We start from the raw sequence: 17,408 nt of genomic DNA, 5'->3' as shown, positions 1-17,408 counted from the left end.
GGAGTGGGGAAGAATATCAGAATGACAGTTATAAATTGGTTAGATTAAGCGGCGTTTACTTTTGCCCTGACATCAATACCATCTTCCATATAGACGATGCGATCGGCAATATTAAGAATCTGGTTATCATCTGTTACTAAAAGAATTGTCATCACATTGCATTCCTTTCAGTTTTGTCAGAAACAATAGCACAAAAGTGTGCGATACTCACCATTTATGAGAACCCAATTTGCCTTTATGCTGAAGCGGAAAGTAGAAAAAACAGCGATGAAATTTGCCCAAAATCCCACCCGTTACCAAGGCTTGCTAAAAGCCCTAACTCTAGGTTTTTTTTTGTTGGCATTCATAATGCCCACCAGTGCTTTAGCCGACGAGAGCGAACAAGCCAAAGCTTTTGACCACACAACCACGCTTCAAACTGTACTTACCAGCAGTCATCGCTCTGCTGCAAATCGTGATCGAGACAAGTACCGTCACCCAGCCCAGACTCTTGAATTCTTTGGTCTGCGCTCGAATATGACCGTGGTTGAATTGTGGCCGGGGGGCGGTTGGTATACCGAGATTATCGCCCCGTTTCTCCAGCAAAAGGGACAATTCATAGTTACCAACTTTGCTCCCAGCACGAGTAAACAGGCTTTGGCTTTCCAACAGAAGCTAGCAGGTGAGCCAAAGATTTTTGGTAAGGTCAAAGTCGTTGAAATTAATCCCCCAAATGAACTCACCCTAGCCCCAGACAATTCTGTGGACATGATTCTTACCTTCCGTAATATTCACAACTGGGTTAAGGCTGGATATGCCGAGCAGGTTTACGCAGAGGCTTACAAAGCACTCAAGCCTGGAGGCATCTTGGGAGTAGAAGAACACCGTGCCAAACCAGGTATTTCTTTGCAAGAGAGTATCAAAACTGGCTATATGTCTGTTGATGGGGTAATTGCTGCTGTGGAGAAAGCCGGCTTCAAGTTGGTGGGCAAATCAGAGATTAACGCCAACCCAAAAGATACTAAAGATTATCCAGGTGGAGTCTGGACACTACCTCCGACCTTGAGCCAAGGACAAAAAGATAGGCAACGCTTCCTCGCCATTGGGGAGAGCGATCGCATGACTCTCAAGTTCGTTAAACCCAAAGCGTCCTCTCGAAATTAAATAATTATTAATAGGACTTACGCACACTCTACGATTCTTGGCGTTCTTGGCACGGCAGTTGCTTCAAGTCGGCAGAGCCGCCCAACGCACTGCCTCGTCTTGGCGGTTCGATAAATTAAGCGAAGTTGGCAATTTTTGCGTAAGTCCTAATTAATTAAAAATCAATACAGTTCAGTTAAGGATAATTGTGGGTTGGGTTTCATTCCTCAACCCAACCTACAAAATATATTTTTTAGGCTTAACTGAACCGGATTGAATTAAAAATTGCAATCTGCTCTCTACGAGACGCGCAAGGGACGCAGACTTTAACAGAGCTACGCTATCAGTGTTGGCTCTGAACCTATAGCAGTTATCGTTTACGTGAGGTACACCCGTAGGGGCACGGCAATGCCGTGCCCCTACCCCTCGTGATGTAACGTTGTGCTGCATCTGAATGGGAACTGCTATACCACAATCAATTAACAATTAAAAATTGAAGAAGCAAATCTTAATTTTGCATTTTTAATTTTACATTTTTAATTACCGCAGAGTGCTTTCTCTGTACCCAAAATTAATTAAAAATTATTATAGTTCCAAATTATTAATTCTTAATTCAAAAAAGGTCACTCATTCTTCAGCCGTCAATTTAGCAACGCTACTTATTTTTCCTGAAATGTCCAGACTCCTTTATCCCAATCTGAATCTGTTGGAGGTGATTGTAACCAATGCTGACAACGCAACAGATGCAACATAGCAGCTTTGTCATGGTTGTCTGCGGCTAAAACTTTGGCAAACTCGGCTCTAGCAAAGGTAAACTGCCGCTTGAGGTAATACTCGCGCCCTTTATGATAGTGCTCAATCACTTGCAGTTTTTCGCTTTCAATGGAATCAGAACGCAAACCCAGTAATTCATATATGGCTACTGGCTCATTTCTGCCTTTGACACGAATGTAATCCAGTTCCCTAGCCCAAATATAATCTTGGCAAGGTTTAAAAGTGTTATGGCTAATAATAATGTCGCAACCATACTGTTTACTAACACTTTCTAATCGTGAACCAAGATTAACACCATCACCAATGGCGGTAAATTCCATCCGCTTACTAGAGCCAATATTGCCACTAATCACGGTATCAGAATTGATGCCAATGCCGATCTTGATTCCGGGCTTATCAACTGCATAGCGGCGTTGATTAAATTCGTGTAAGCGATCGCGCATTTCTAAGGATGTTTGCACTGCCATCCAAGCGTGGTCTTCTAAGGGTAGGGGAGAACCAAACACAGCCATGATGGCGTCACCGATGTATTTGTCAAGGGTACCTTTATGTTTAAAGACTGCCTCCACCATTGATTCAAAATATTCATTGAGCATACTCACCACTTCTTCTGCTTCCAAGTTTTCTGTCAAAGTGGTATAGCCACGAATATCAGAAAATAAAATCGAAACTTCTTTGCGATCGCCTCCTAGTTTAGCGTCATCCAATTTCAGCAATTCTTCGGCTAATTCTTGGGTCATGTAGCGGTACATTGTACTCTTGAGCCGCTTTTCATCACTGATATCTTCCATCACCACCAGCGCCCCACGGACTTGCTCTTGGTCGCTAGCATCAGCAATTGTATTAATCGATAAATTAATACTATGCTGTTTGATACTAGTACTTAGAAGTGTGCGATCGGGGTAATATTGCTGGCGACCTTTTAAGTCGGCCGCGTGTAAAGCATCCTGATACCACTTGCTAAAGTCACCTTCTTTGATAGCGATGACATCAGTAACTAATTTACCTTCTAAACGGTCTTCTGGCCCCAGTCCTAGCAAACGTTTAGCACTTTCATTAGCGGCGATAATTAATCCAGTTTTATCAGTGGAAACCACTCCATTGGAAAGACTACGCAGAATATCCCGTTGCATTTGTTCTTGTTGCTTGACTGTGGCAAATAACTGGGCATTTTGCAGCGCTACTCCAGCTTGAATATTAAAAGCTTCCATGAACTCTTCATCGTTGCGGTCAAAGCTAGCTTGGAAGCAGTCGGGAGCTTTCGGCCAATCAGCTGGATTATAATGGGGAAAATCTCCTGATTTCTTCTTATTTACGAGTTGAGTAACGCCAATCAGTTGTTGATCGGCGTTAAATACTGGCATACAAAGCAAGCTGCAGGTGCGATAGCCATTTTGCTGGTCAATTTGTTTGGCTGTCTCCGAGTCAGGATGGTCGTACAAATCAAAGGCAATATTTAGTTTTTTGCCAGAAACCGCCACTAGACCAGCAAAGCCTTTACCTATGTGTACTCGCAACTCTTTGGTTGAACCATCATCCTGGGTGATTTTCGTCCACAATTCATCGCGATCGCGGTCTATTAACCATAGGGTACTGCGATCAGCATTCATCAGTTCCTTGGCTTCATCCATCACCCGCTTCAGGGTGTCTTCTAAGTCGAGACTGCTTTGAGAGAGGGATTTAATCGCCTTCATCAGCGCCGCCACTGCTCTTTGTTTTTGGGTGGCTACATAAAAAGAGCGTGAGGATTCTAAAATTAGGCGAATCGAAGTCGCAAATTCTCGAAATAATTGTTCGTCAGCACAGATAAAACCTTTGGTATCAATGCGCTCTGCAAGTGGAGCATCGTGATTATTCCCAGATTTTAATTTATTCAGTAATTGTACTACCGCAACTAATTGCCTATGTTCATTCAACAATGGCAAAGCCAGCATGGTGTAGGTGCGATAGCCAGTTCTTTTTTCTTGTTCTTGGGCAAAATGCGATCGCGGGTCATTATAAAAATCAAAGGGAATATTGATAACTTGCTTGGAGGTGGCGACTTCCCCAGCAATGCCTTTATCGGCGGGGATGCGAATTTCTAAGGAGCGATCGCCCTCCCCCTCAGCTAGAATTGACCAGAGTTCTTGTTTTTCTTCATCCAATAAAAATATCGTTGTCCGGTCTGCCCCCAGTAATTCCCCGGTTTTTAAGGTAATCGAATGTAACATTTCTTGCAGAAGAGTTTCAAACCCGTGAGAATCCAGCATTGACAAGGTTTGATGGACAATCTGTAATTTTTGCTCGACATCCTTAACGACCTGTTTAAAAGTATCCTGAGTCAGGGGAGCAAGAAACGTAGAAAAAGTTCCTTGTCTTGTGGCAAGAGCACCTACAGGAGCCGAATTTGCTTGTAATTCGCGGTTTTCTTGGTTGTGAACACCAATAATCATATCGGCGGTCTCCCCACAACTTCCTTGATACACTGACATAATCGGTATTTTATATAGCAGGGTAAGATTTTAGATTTAACAATGAAATTAAATTTATGTAAGTGGTGCTAAAAGCAACAATTGTTTGATATTACCCATAGTTTAATCGCTTGTTTAGCTAGCGTCATCCTGTGGAGTCAGGTGGAAGTCAAGCAATTTTGGATAATTTATTTTTTGTCAGTCCCTAATAACACGATCGCCTTTACCAATTCCTGTGGATCGACAGGTTTGGAAATATGTTGTTGAAATCCGACAGCGATCGCTTGCTGCTGATCCATCTCGCCAGCATAGGCAGTTAAAGCGATCGCTGGAATTCTCCCGCCTTGCTCTGGTTTTAAACTTCTCACCTGTCGCATCAGCATGTAACCATCCATTTCTGGCATCCCAATATCGCTGATGATCAGATTTGGCTGGGATTGACTCAGTGCAGTTAAAGCTGCAATGGCTGAGGTTACAGTGATCACAGTTGCACCATACTGCTCTAGCATGAAGGACAAAAATTCTCGCATATCTGCATCATCATCCACCACGAGAATCTGTAAGCCAGACAAGGGTGAGGACTGATCTGGCAGAAGTGAGCAGTTATCTTTTGCATCTTTAATTCCTTTGCTTTCATCCTGTAAGCATGGAAGGATGACGGTGAAAGTTGCTCCTTGTCCTTCGCCCAGGCTTTCTGCTTGAACAGTTCCCCCGTGAAGTTCTACAAGATGCCGGACGATCGCTAATCCTAAACCTAAACCGCCAAATTTTCGAGTTGTGGCACTATCTGCTTGACGGAAATAATCAAAGACATAAGCTAAGAACTCAGGTACAATCCCCTTCCCTGTGTCAGTTATGCAGATTTGTACCTGTAAGCCAACCTGCTCTAATTTAATTTTTACCTGTCCCCCAGTGGGAGTAAACTTAATGGCATTGGAAAGGATATTCCAAATGACTTGTTGCAATCGATTGGCATCGCCTAAAACTTGCCAGACACCAGATTCAAGAATTATCTGAATCTCAATGGACTTGGCCTGTGCTGATAAACGCACTGTCTCGATCGCAGCTTCAATGACTGATACCAAATTAATCGGGTAGAAGTTGAGATTAAGTTTACCCTGAAGGATGCGGGAGACATCGAGCAAATCTTCAATCAATTGGGTTTGTAACTTGGCGTTGCGCTCAATGGTTTCGAGGGCGCGATCGCTTGTTAATTGGTCAAGTTTGCGGGTTCGCATCAGTTTTGTCCAACCCAGAATTGGGTTAAGCGGTGTTCTCAGTTCATGAGACAGCACAGCTAGAAATTCATCTTTAATGCGGTTTGCTGATTCAGCAGCGTTTCGCGCTGTTCGTTCGGCTTCGTAAAGATGGGCACGAGCGATCGCTTGGGCGCATTGTTGAGCAACAGCCAAAATAAACGCTTGATCTTCTCCACTAAGTAGTTGAGGCTGGGCAAATCCCAAAGTTATACCTCCAACTGCCCAACCTTCTACCATCAATGGAATAGAAATCCAGGGATCAATGTCATATTGGGCGTAAATTTGAGCTAGATCAGGGTAACGAGCTATCTGATTTTGTCTCGCTTGTCCCCAAATAGGTTGCCCAGTCCGCACGGCTTCTGCTAAAGGAAAGGGTGAATCTATGGCAAAATGCCGCCAAGTGTCCAGCAAATCTTGGTTATAGCCAACAGCACGCACAATTTCCAGTTCAGTTTTGTTTTCATTCAGCAAAGCCACGAGGGCTGAACTAGCTCCCAAGGCAGCCATGCCCTGCTCGACAATGACTTCAGATACTTGGGCTGGTGTCAGCGATTCGGAAAGGGCGGCTGTAATCGACTGGAGACGGGCAATTCGCTCTAATGCTTGCTCTGCTGTTGTTTGTGCCTGCTGCGCTTCTTGGTAAAGGCGGGCATTATCGATGGCGATCGCAGCTCGATGGGCAACATCTTCTGCCAGTGACAAGTCAGCTATGCTGTAACGACGTTCTGATTCAGCAGTCACAAAGGAAATTGCACCAAAAATTCTTTCACGTGCCATCAAGGGCAAGATTATACATGACTTTAAACCAAGTTCACGTAAAATTCGCAGATGTTCTGGATCTTGGATGGCTGCTGTTAGGGCTGCATCTGAAATTTCAGTTACCATTTCTGCAAGTCCTGTACGCAGTACTTTAGCTACACCTTCAGCTACATCCAAATCTCTGGGATAACGCTGATATAGTTCCCAAGCTTTCACTTTCTCTGGATCTCGGTGGGCAACTGCTACTTGATTAATTGCTTGATTGTCTTGCAGGAGATCAACACTGCACCAATCGGCGAAGTAGGGCACAACCAGGTTTGCCACGCTTGTTAGCGTGCTTTCATAATCGAGGGAAGAGGCGAGTGTTGCACTGACTTGAGCCAAAAACGCTGCTCGTTGCTGATCGGCTTCTGCTTCCAGACGGGCGGTTTGCTCTTGAATCAGTTGAATACGTTTGGCTTCAGATTGTTTGCGATCGGTGATATCAAGCACAATACCACTCATGTGTGTGGCTTTTCCTGCCTCATTGAAAAAGGCTTTTCCCCGGCAAGCTAAATAGTGGATGCTGCCGTCATTCAAAATAATTCGATATTCTAAATCATGCTCCACACCTTCATTAATCGCTCGACTCAAAGATTGAGCCAGCAATCCTCGATCATCTGGATGCAGGCGAGCTAAAATTGCTTCGGAGGTGGCAACAAAGGTTTCAGGTGTTAACCTAAATAGTTGATAAGTTTGCTCATCCCAGTCAAACTGATCATTGGCAATATCCCAACTCCAAACACCGATTTGGGCAGACTTCAACGCCAGGTTGAGTTGTTCTTGGCTCTTTTCTAAACCTTGATAAAGACGAGCATTTTCTAAAGAAATCGCAATTTGAACTGTCAAAATCTCCAGTACGGCAAGTTTATCCTGCGTAAAAGCGCTAGGGATGAGATTGTTTTCTAAATATAAAATCCCAAGTAGTTTCGACTGACGGGCAATCGGCAAACAAAGTAGAGATTTAGGTTGCTTTTGGATTACATACTCATCTCTAGAAAACAGATTCTGCTCTGTAGCATTCGGCAAAATCACTGTTTCTTGAGTTCGCTGAACATAATTCAGGATCGATTGAGGAATAACCTCTGAAATGTCGCCCTTTAATACGGCTTGAGAAACATTGGGCTTTGCTGCCTGGCGATTAACCTTAGCTTCTACTTCTACTACCATATTTTGCTCGGTTTCAAGCAGCAAATAACCGATTTCTGCTCCTGCTTGCTCAATGACAATCTGCATTAATGTCTTCAACAACCGTGAAAGTACAATTTCACTAGATATTGTTTGAGATGCTTTAACAACCGATAGAAAGTCTAGGTGTTCACCTGTGGTAAAAAACGTTCCGTTAGAGACAAGCTGCTGTCGTGGCAATAGCTGAGGATAGGATTCTTCGAGTTGCTTGACTTTAGCAGATGCCTCCCAGCGCCCATAGGAATTTTTAGCTGCTTGCAAGTAGGTTTTGGCAATTAATTCAAACTTCCGCTCTAAGTAAAACTTAGCGCCTAGCTCATTAGCCAAAGCTTCATATTGCACAAATCCCTGCTCACGGGCTGAAGAGATCGATTGCTCATACAGGCGCATTGCTTCCAAGTCCCGACCTTCAATTCGAGCTATTTCAGCAGCTACTAATTGAGACTTGTGTAAAAAGTTAGCAGGACAGTGACTTGCCCAGTATTGCAATTGCTGCTGATGGGATTCTAAGGTTTGTAAAAACTGTTTTTGCTCTTGAAAAGAGCCTGTTGGATAAAGAGCCGTTAGAGTTAGTGAGTAATAGAAAATATAATCTGTTTCAATTGGTAATGCCAGTGTTTTAACTTGAAGTTTGGATAATTTAAAGGTACACTTAAGAGCTTCTGCATACTCTTCATAGGTATAAAATATAATTAATTTAATAACATGATAAAAAACAATTCCACTGACAAAACCTGCATCTGTGATTACAGAAAATGCGCGTAATTCATCAAAATTGTCATCATTTAGAGTTAGATTTAAGTGAGTTAGTCCACGCAGATTCATCAATAGCATTTGCTGTAATCTAATTGTCTGATAGACCGCCTCATGTTTAGACTCGCGGGCAAAGTTGGTGTATTTTTCTAAAGATTTGTATGTATCTGAAAGTGGAAAGCCTAACTGGATAATTTGCCAAGAGCTTTGATAGCCATTGTAGTTCGCCATTATCACATCGCCTGCTTCCACACAGCCGATAAATCCCCGTTCTAAAAAGGGAATATCAGTGGCAATATGGTTACGCCAAACGTTGATATGACTTCCATGAATGTGCAGAACAGTTCCTCGAAGTTTCAAGTCATCCAACTTTTCATTTAATTGAATTGTCATCTGAGAAAATGCGTAGCCTGTGGGAATATCATGAAAGATGGAAACTAACAACATGGCGTACATGCTGTAAGCAAAACAGGAATCTTCCGTATTACCAAATTTGAGTGAGTAGTTAACAGCTTTAAGTACGACTAACGGAAAGAGATCAGGTTTACCGAGATAAGTAGGTGGACCCAAAGTTGTCAACAGACTAATTAATGTCTTAATATTGGGGTCTTTGATTACCGGAGCATTAATTAAATCAGAGATTTGTCTATCACCTAAATTTGTTAATATCTGATTTTTTTCAAGTATGATCGCAGCTTGCACTTGCTCATTTGGATCAGGGAATGTCACCCCAAACAGCTTTAAAGCTTCTAATCCCAGTGTCAACGCCTCTTCATACCTACCTGCAACTTGGTAGAGTCGGATTTGCAGCATATATATGTTGGCTTTTTCCACATGAGATTCTGCTTTGAGCAATAGCAGCTCAAATAATTCTTCTGCTTGCTCTAAATTCCCTGTTAAGAATTCACACTCAGCCTGTTCTTTAAAGAGAGTAAATGTTTGCTTATATTGTTGAATCCAGGCATTCTCAGCTAAAAGATTCATGGCAATGCTAAAAAATCTTTTAGCAGGAGTGTAGGCTGTGGAGGCTTTTGCCTTCTTACCAGCGATTAAATTCAATCGTACCAATTCATCTTTTTCTGTCTGTTCACTAATCAGATTCACAGCGAGATTGAGTTGATTGACTAAATCAAAAATTTGCTCGCTCACTTGTTCAGGACTAGCATTTTTGAGCAAAAGTCGCCCAATCGTCAGATGAACTGCCGACTTTGATTCATCGACAATTAAGGCGTAAGCAGCTTGTTGAACTTGATCATGGTAGAAACGATAGTTTTTATGAGTACTTTCATCTGACTCAATGGGGATAATTAGTCCTCTTAAAATTGCTTCAACAAGTGCATTTGCCGTTTCATCAATAGATTGTTCACCAACGATCGCTAAAACTTCTAAATCAAAGCGATTACCAATACAGGAGGCTAACTTAAGCACCTGTTGAGTTGGGGGTGGCAGTTTTTGCATCCGCCCAATCATCAAACTGACAATATTATCTGTAATGCCTTGGGCTTCAATCTGAGCTATATTCCATCGCCAAATACCATGTTGGCGATCAAAATTCAGCAGATTTTCTTGATGCAGTGTTCTTAGAAATTCATTTACAAAAAAAGGATTACCGTCAGTTTTTTCGATAATCAATTGAGCGAGAGGTTCAACTCGTTCTGCTGAACTATGCAATGTATCAGCAATCAACTGATTTATATAAACAAGATTCAAGGGAGTCAGTATAATTTCAGTTATTCTTGCTCCATACTGGTGAACCTTCTCCATCATCAAATTTAAGGGATATACAATATCTATTTCGTTATATCGAGCCGCAAAAATGAAGCAGATATACTGGGGAGTAGAGCCAGTAATAATAGTTTGAATTAAATTTAAAGTAGCGGTGTCTGCCCACTGCATATCATCTAAGAAAACAGTGAGTGGATGCTCTTTTTGAGCAAAGACGCTGATAAAGTTCTGAAACACCAAGTTGAATCGATTTTGAGATTCAGCAGGCCCCAACTCTGGTATATGAGGCTGTTCTCCAATGATTAGTTTAAGTTCTGGAATTAGATCAGCAATTAGTCTACCATTGTTCCCTAATGCTGCTTGTATTCGCTTTTTCCAGGTGGTAAGTTTATCTTCAGGCTCAGTTAAAATTTGCCGAACAAGTGTTTGAAAAGCTTGAACAATAGTGGAATAAGGAATATCTCGTTTATACTCATCAAACTTACCACAGATAAAAACCCCACGTTTTTTGACAATAGGCTTGTGAATCTCTTTCACCAGAGAGGATTTCCCAACCCCAGCATAGCCAAAGACGAATACAATCTCTGGTTTTCCTTGGCTAACAACTCGCTCAAATGCTTGGAGAAGCTTGGCAATTTCTTGTTCTCGTCCATATAATTTCTGGGGAATTTGAAAGCGCTCTGAGATATCTTGCTCACCCAAAACAAAGGATTGGATTTCTGTGGTTGTCTCCAATTGCTCTAAACACCGTTCCAGATCAAATTGCAGACCTAAAGCGCTCTGATATCTCTGTTCTGCAACCTTGGACAGCAATTTTGTGATGATCTCACAAAGCATTTCGGGAATATTAGAGTTTAGCTTTTTCAGGGATGGCGGAGATTTGGCAATATGACAATGTACCCACTCTAAGGGGTCTTTGCCTTGAAACGGTAGCTGACTTGTGAGCATTTCATAGAAGGTGACTCCCAGTGAATACAAATCACTGCGATGGTCAATCCCTCGATTCATCCGCCCGGTTTGCTCAGGTGACAGATATGGTAGACTGCCTTCAATGCGACTGGAACTGCTAACCCTTTGCTGCTCATAGGGAATGAAGGCAGCAATTCCAAAATCGGCAATTTTGACCTGATTAGTTTCGAGGTTAACTAAAATATTTTCTGGCTTAATATCTTTGTGAACAATGTGATGGCTGTGAATTTGTGCAAGTCTGCTGGTGATTTCAATAGCAATCTTCAAAAATGGAACAGGCTGTTGAAATTGGTCTAGCAACAAGTCAAGCGATCGCCCCCCAAAATCCTCCATAATTAGATAAGGGATTCCCTGATGCATCTCTAAAGCGTACACTTTGACTGCTGCTGCAATATTTAACCTTTGAGCGATCGCATACTCATGTCTAAGTTGCTCAATATTATTGGGTGTACACTGTTCTGGACGTAGCCCTTTGATAATTACCGGACACTGATCTTTAACCTTAATTCCACGGTATATGACTGCTTTTACCCCTGCTTTTAACAAAGCGACAATTTGAAATCCAGGTAATGCAATCATCATGCCAAATACTCCAGGCGTACTTCTTCAGGGATAATCCAGATTAATTGTATTTTAGATACATTTCCTTGGGCAGATTAAATTTAGATAATATTAGGTTAGGATAACGAATTCTGCTGACTCATAAACCAAAAATAAGCTAAAATTCAAGCAGAGTAAGCATTTCCCGCTCATAAACTCCCCATGCTTGATAACCTGCAAACCCAAATTTACCAACTAGAACAATTTGCCAACAGCCTCGTTTCTAACCAACTGACACACCTGAGTGTGGCAAGTATTGGTATCATCTTTGCAGCTGGCTTGCTCACTAGTCTCACACCCTGTATGCTTTCTATGCTGCCAATTACCATTGGTTACATCGGTGGTTATGAAGCCAAAAGCCGTTTGCAAGCAGCTGCTCAATCAACTTGGTTTGCTTTCGGATTAGCAACTACATTGGCAGGATTAGGTATCTTAGCAGCTTTGGTAGGAAAAGTCTACGGTCAAGTGGGAATTGGTTTGCCGATTATCGTCAGCATTATCGCTATTCTCATGGGGCTGAACTTACTAGAAGCACTACCTCTGCAATTTCCATCCTTGGGTGAAACGAATTGGATTTCGCCAGATTTACCAGCCGGATTGCGTTCCTATTTGCTGGGGCTGACTTTCGGCTTAGTCGCATCCCCTTGTAGCACGCCTGTTTTAGCTAGCTTACTAGGTTGGATTGCCAATACACAAGACTTAATTTTAGGCGCTGTTTTGCTACTTTCTTACACAGGCGGTTATGTAGCACCATTGATTTTGGCGGGTACTTTTACAGCTTCAATTAAAAAGTTACTAGAATTGCGTCGCTGGTCTGGTTGGATTAACCCAGTCAGTGGGGCGCTGTTGGTAGGATTCGGTGTATTTTCCTTAATTTCTCGGATTCCCCTTGGCAGTTTTTAATTTCAATCCTTGATAGTGACTGATTGAGATTTATATTAGCAATAGATTTGTAATATTTTACACATAATGACTATAGAAGATTCAGCGGAAAAAGAATTAAAATGGTGGGCAATACCTGGGCAATTCTTACGGCAGGAGCTTTTGCCTGTACTGACCAACTTACGATTAGCGATCGCACTACTGCTATTAATTGCAATCTTTAGTTCTACTGGTACTGTAATTGAGCAAGGTCAGTCACCCGGATTCTACCAAGCCAATTACCCAGAACATCCAGCTTTATTTGGTTTCTTAACTTGGAAGGTAATTCAGGTAGTTGGGTTAGATCACGTATATCGTACTTGGTGGTTTCTGGCATTACTCATCTTATTTGGCACTAGCTTAACTGCTTGTTCTTTTACCCGTCAGTTACCAGCCTTAAAAGCTGCCCAGCGCTGGAAATATTACGAAGAACCCCGGCAATTTCAAAAGTTAGCTTTAAGTGCAGAACTAGATACTGGTTCTTTGAATTCTCTGAGCCAAATATTACAGAAACGCCGCTATAAAATTTTTCCCGATCAAGAAAAAGAAAATCTTCTCTATGCCCGCAAGGGAATAGTCGGACGCATCGGCCCAATTATCGTTCATATTGGCATCGTAGCTATTCTGCTAGGCGGAATTTGGGGGGCGATGACTGGGTTTCTTGCTCAGGAAATGGTTGCCAGTGGTGATACATTTCAGGTGAGAAATATTGTCGATGCTGGCCCTTTAGCAGCAGCCCAAGTCCCGAAAGATTGGTCTGTGCGCGTCAATCGTTTTTGGATTGACTACACTCCATCTGGCGGCATTGATCAATTTTATTCGGATATGTCTGTCTTGAATAATCAGGGAAAGGAAGTTGATCACAAGAAGATTTTTGTCAACGAGCCTCTGCGCTATCATGGCGTCACTTTCTATCAAACTGATTGGGGAATTGCAGCTGTTCGCATCCAATTTAACAACAGCCCGATTTTTCAGCTACCGATGGCGCAATTGAAAACCAACGGTAACGGGCGCATTTGGGGAACGTGGGTTCCGACTAAACCTGATTTGAGTGAGGGTGTCTCCCTGTTAGCCAAAGACTTGCAAGGGATGGTATTGATTTATGATCCCACTGGCAAACTCGTTGATACTGTCCGCGCTGGGATGTCCACTCAAGTCAATGGTGTGAAGCTGAAAATTCTGGATGTGATTGGTAGCACTGGCTTACAAATTAAAGCCGATCCAGGCATACCAATTGTTTATACAGGGTTTGGCTTGCTAATGCTGGGCGTGGTGATGAGTTACTTTTCCCACTCGCAAATATGGGCATTGCAAAAAGGCGATCGCTTGTATGTGGGTGGTAAAACTAATCGCGCTCAAGTTGCTTTTGAACAAGAGGTTTTGGATATTTTAGATCGACTGAGTTCACAGCCAAAAGGTGAGGAGAAAGAGACGCCAATTGAAGTTTAAAAGCAAAGGAGCGCAAAGTAAATCGCAGACGAACGCAGAGCATAAGTGATAACTTTGTCTACCTTTGCGTTTCAAAGTTATTAGGACTTACGCACACTCTACGAATTCTTAGCGTTCTTGGCACGGCAGTTGCTTCAAGTCGGCAGAGCCGCCCAACGCACTGCCTCGTCTTGGCGGTTCGACAAATTAACCTTTTGGGCGATTTTTGCCTAAGTCCTGGTTATTTACAATTAATTACGCTTACATAGCTACAAATTGAAAAATTATTAAAGGTGTTTATTAAACATTGGAACAAAAGATTTCTATGTCTGCTCGACGCGTTTACCTTCTACCCCTAATCGCTGTTTCGTTGAGTATTGCTTCTTGCACTGGGGATCATAGAAACATCAAGCATATTTCTCTCGTTGGTGCCGGAGCAAGTTTTCCCGCACCTTTGTACGAGCGCTGGCTTTCAGATTACAATCAGAAAAATCCCAATGTGGAAATTAACTATCAAGCTATAGGGAGCAGTGCTGGAGTGCAACAACTCATTGAAGGTACTGTGGACTTTGCAGCTAGTGATGTGGGAATAACAAGTGAACAAGCAGCCAAGATAAAACGGGGAGTAATTGCTTTGCCAATAACTGCCGGTTCTATTGTACTGGCTTATAACCTCAGACAAGTTGCACAGCAGTCGCCTCAAGTCAATGTGCCAAATACTCTAAGGCTACCACGGCAAGTTTACGTAGATATCTTTCTTGGAAAAATTACGAATTGGAATCATCCTACAATAGCCGTAGCTAATCCAGGGGTAAGTTTGCCCAATTTACCGATTCAAGTCGTACACCGAACTGATGGGAGTGGGACTACGAGCGTGTTAACGCAACACCTAAGTGCTATAAGTCCAGAATGGAAAAGGAAACTTGGGGCTGGTAAATCTGTAGCATGGCAAGTGGGAATTGGTGGAAAGGGTAACGAAGGTGTTACTGCCCTGATTCAACAGATACCAGGAGCTATTGGCTATGTAGAGTACGTTTACGCCAAACAAAATAAACTTCCTGTGGCTGCTTTAGAAAATAAATCTGGTAATTATATTACGCCGACACCAAAATCTGTAGCTCAAACTTTAGAGGCAGTAAAATTACCTGACAATAATTTGATTGCTTTTATCACCGATCCTACAGATGCCCAGTCTTATCCCGTCGTCACTTACAGCTGGCTTTTAACTTATCATCAATATCCAAACCGAGTCAAAGCTCAAGTGCTGAAAAACTTTGTTGATTGGGTTGTGATTGAGGGGCAAAAATCCAGTTTGGAACTCGGATATATTCCTTTGTCTAAAAAAGTTGTGCTTCAAGTGCAATCTGCCGTTAATAAAATTGCTGAATAACGCTAATCAGTGATGATATTACTTTTGGTGACGCACTTCAACCACAGTATGTACATTACCGCGAGGCGTAAAATCTGCTTTCACCGTGACTTCCAAGGGATCACAAGCAGCTACAAAATCATCCAAAATTTGATTGGCAGATTCTTCGTGAGAAATGTAGCGATCGCGGTAACTGTTAATATAAAGCTTAAGCGCCTTCAATTCCACTACCCGCTCATCAGGCACATAGGTAACGTAAATTGTCGCGAAGTCAGGATAGCCGGAGAACGGACATTTACAAGTAAATTCCGGCAAAGTAATATTAATGTCATATCGCCTACCCACACGCGGATTCGGAAAGGTAATTAATTTACCTTCCGCAATGTCGCGCTCACCATACTTGATTTCTTGGCTGGTTTGGGATGTACTTTCAGGTAATTTATCAGTTATCATTGGTTATTTTACTCGTCTTTACGTCCTTTTAGTAACTTGTTAACTCCTAACTCCTAACTCAGCACTCTCTCAATACTCTTCCTTCTCCCAGTCTGGACAATTCTCATCTTCACAACCGTGCGGATGCATAGCACAAACTAATAAATTACCACTATAAACCTGACCGTGGTAGTGAGTACAACCGATGCAGGCAGGATTTTTTTCGGCTGTGGGTTCAACTGAATAAGGAAAACCCGGATCTACATCTGTTACAATGTCTTCCAGTTCCCAGTAAACTTCCAACATTGGTTCAGCCAAATCCTGTAAATACTGATCGACTTCAGTGACAATGTTAGGGACTTGCTCGGTGATTTCTTCCGTTAGCTCAAAAAAAGCGTCTACCATTTCACTCATTCCCAGGAAGAAACGCTCTACTTCATCAGCCACTGTTTCGACGATTTCTGCTAAATCTTTTTGCCACTGTTCCATAAACTTGACGCCCTTAACAGGCTATAAACAGGACGGTTTGTGTTATCTGGCTGGAAGCACTAGAGTATACATTAAGCAATGTATCTTACTCAAGTTTCTATCTGAAGTGCCACTTATGACTAATATTTCGATCTAAAGAATATTTTTTATTAATCGCGTTGCAATCGTTTTAACTCATTTTGCAGGTCTATCACTTCTTGACGTAATTTATCCACATTCTCATCAGTTGCTCCCTCTTTCACCGTTGGTTCTTCATCTTCCTCTAAAATTTCAATGCGGCGAGGCTCAGAAGGGGGTGTTTCTGGTGAGGTTTCAGCAGATGCTTGGGCCTGTTGAGCTTGCTTCATCATATCTTCAACGAAGCGGCGGGCTTCTTCTGTGTTCATTTCGCCCTTTGCCACCATTTCATCTGCCAGTTTTTGGACTTGCGATCGCACTTGGGCTAATTTTCCCCCTGCTTTCTCACCTGCGTAAGAAGCTAATCCAACACCGAGGTAAAAAGCTTTTTGAACAATATCTCCAAAACCAGGCATTGTTGCTGAACACTCCTAAAAATAGGGCGACCCGGAGACTACGCCTATCACAAGCCTCCCGTGTTGCTGCTACCTTCCGGTTCTGACAAGATTTGGGTGTTGCAATCGCATAGATCCAGGTCTACTAAAAGTATAACATTAAAATTCAGTAAGTGTGTGTTATTCCATAACAATCCGCCATTCGTAAAGCTGATAGTTGACGCAGCCATGTTGCACCAATGGATCATCCTTTGAGGCTGCCTCAAACAGCAACATCCCGCCTCTTTGCTCTGCCCAGTAGCCTGTTCGCGCTTTGTGTCCTTTAGCAATCAAGTCCCGAATGTAGGCTTTGTGGGCAGGTACATATTGGTCAAAGGTCGGTTTATCGACTTTGCCTTCTTCAATTTTCACAAACCAAGGCATTTGCTTCTTAACTCCAGTTGCAACAGGGATCCTGCTTAAGTTATTACTATTTTTGAGTAGCAATTTAGTAGCAATATACACGAACTACAGCGATTTACTGAATCTTTAACTAAAACAGCAGAAGCGACGCATCTTTGACTGTTAGACCTCTGGCTAAAAAATAAAACTGACTACCAATTACTAAGGAATAAAATTA

General features: G+C 42.3%; 10 protein-coding genes and 1 other RNA gene. 4 read left to right on the top strand and 7 right to left on the bottom strand.

Translation table 11 applies throughout. From position 1 onward, the window contains the following. Positions 1 to 216: 216 nt before the first annotated feature. Entirely contained in the window at positions 217 to 1,143 is a 927-nt protein-coding gene (locus tag V7K35_RS26000; RefSeq protein WP_335082948.1) for a class I SAM-dependent methyltransferase, read from the top strand. 638 nt (positions 1,144 to 1,781) lie between these two features. Here V7K35_RS26000 and V7K35_RS25995 read toward each other — a convergent pair. After that, positions 1,782 to 4,367: a GAF domain-containing protein gene (locus tag V7K35_RS25995; protein ID WP_335082946.1), complete on the bottom strand. Its 2,586-nt coding sequence runs from the start codon at positions 4,365 to 4,367 to the stop codon at positions 1,782 to 1,784. Between the two features lie 167 nt (positions 4,368 to 4,534). Next, entirely contained in the window at positions 4,535 to 11,620 is a 7,086-nt protein-coding gene (locus V7K35_RS25990; protein WP_335082944.1) for an AAA family ATPase, read from the bottom strand. 180 nt (positions 11,621 to 11,800) lie between these two features. Between V7K35_RS25990 and V7K35_RS25985 the strand changes: the two genes are divergently transcribed. The 3 genes from V7K35_RS25985 to pstS all read left to right on the top strand — a co-directional run bounded on the left by V7K35_RS25985 (position 11,801) and on the right by pstS (position 15,377). Then, positions 11,801 to 12,541 (top strand): cytochrome c biogenesis protein CcdA, encoded by a 741-nt coding sequence (locus tag V7K35_RS25985; RefSeq protein WP_334726017.1) that lies wholly within the window; start codon positions 11,801 to 11,803, stop codon positions 12,539 to 12,541. A 66-nt stretch (positions 12,542 to 12,607) separates the two neighbouring features. Further along, the gene (locus tag V7K35_RS25980; protein WP_335082942.1) at positions 12,608 to 14,008 is read left to right on the top strand and encodes a cytochrome c biogenesis protein; all 1,401 of its coding nucleotides are present in this window, start codon (positions 12,608 to 12,610) and stop codon (positions 14,006 to 14,008) included. A gap of 304 nt (positions 14,009 to 14,312) precedes the next feature. Further along, positions 14,313 to 15,377: a phosphate ABC transporter substrate-binding protein PstS gene (pstS, locus tag V7K35_RS25975; protein ID WP_335082940.1), complete on the top strand. Its 1,065-nt coding sequence runs from the start codon at positions 14,313 to 14,315 to the stop codon at positions 15,375 to 15,377. 18 nt (positions 15,378 to 15,395) lie between these two features. Here the strand turns inward: pstS and queF are convergent, their stop codons facing one another. The 5 genes from queF to V7K35_RS25950 all read right to left on the bottom strand — a co-directional run bounded on the left by queF (position 15,396) and on the right by V7K35_RS25950 (position 17,212). Further along, on the bottom strand, positions 15,396 to 15,809 hold the full coding sequence (queF, locus tag V7K35_RS25970) for a preQ(1) synthase (protein ID WP_442939765.1): 414 nt from the start codon (positions 15,807 to 15,809) through the stop codon (positions 15,396 to 15,398). Between the two features lie 69 nt (positions 15,810 to 15,878). Then, positions 15,879 to 16,277, bottom strand: a complete 399-nt coding sequence (locus tag V7K35_RS25965) for a hypothetical protein (RefSeq protein ID WP_335082938.1) — start codon at positions 16,275 to 16,277, stop codon at positions 15,879 to 15,881. Between the two features lie 149 nt (positions 16,278 to 16,426). After that, positions 16,427 to 16,810, bottom strand: coding sequence for a phasin family protein (locus V7K35_RS25960; RefSeq protein WP_335082936.1), 384 nt, complete (start codon positions 16,808 to 16,810; stop codon positions 16,427 to 16,429). A gap of 25 nt (positions 16,811 to 16,835) precedes the next feature. Further along, positions 16,836 to 16,932, bottom strand: an RNA gene (ffs, locus tag V7K35_RS25955) — signal recognition particle sRNA small type. A 37-nt stretch (positions 16,933 to 16,969) separates the two neighbouring features. Beyond that, entirely contained in the window at positions 16,970 to 17,212 is a 243-nt protein-coding gene (locus tag V7K35_RS25950) for a YciI family protein (RefSeq protein WP_335082934.1), read from the bottom strand. Positions 17,213 to 17,408: the final 196 nt, after the last annotated feature.

This window comes from Nostoc sp., assembly GCF_036917275.1.
Taxonomy (GTDB): domain Bacteria; phylum Cyanobacteriota; class Cyanobacteriia; order Cyanobacteriales; family Nostocaceae; genus Nostoc.
Note: the sequence above shows the minus strand (reverse complement) of the source record. Positions and strands in the feature narration are given on the sequence as shown.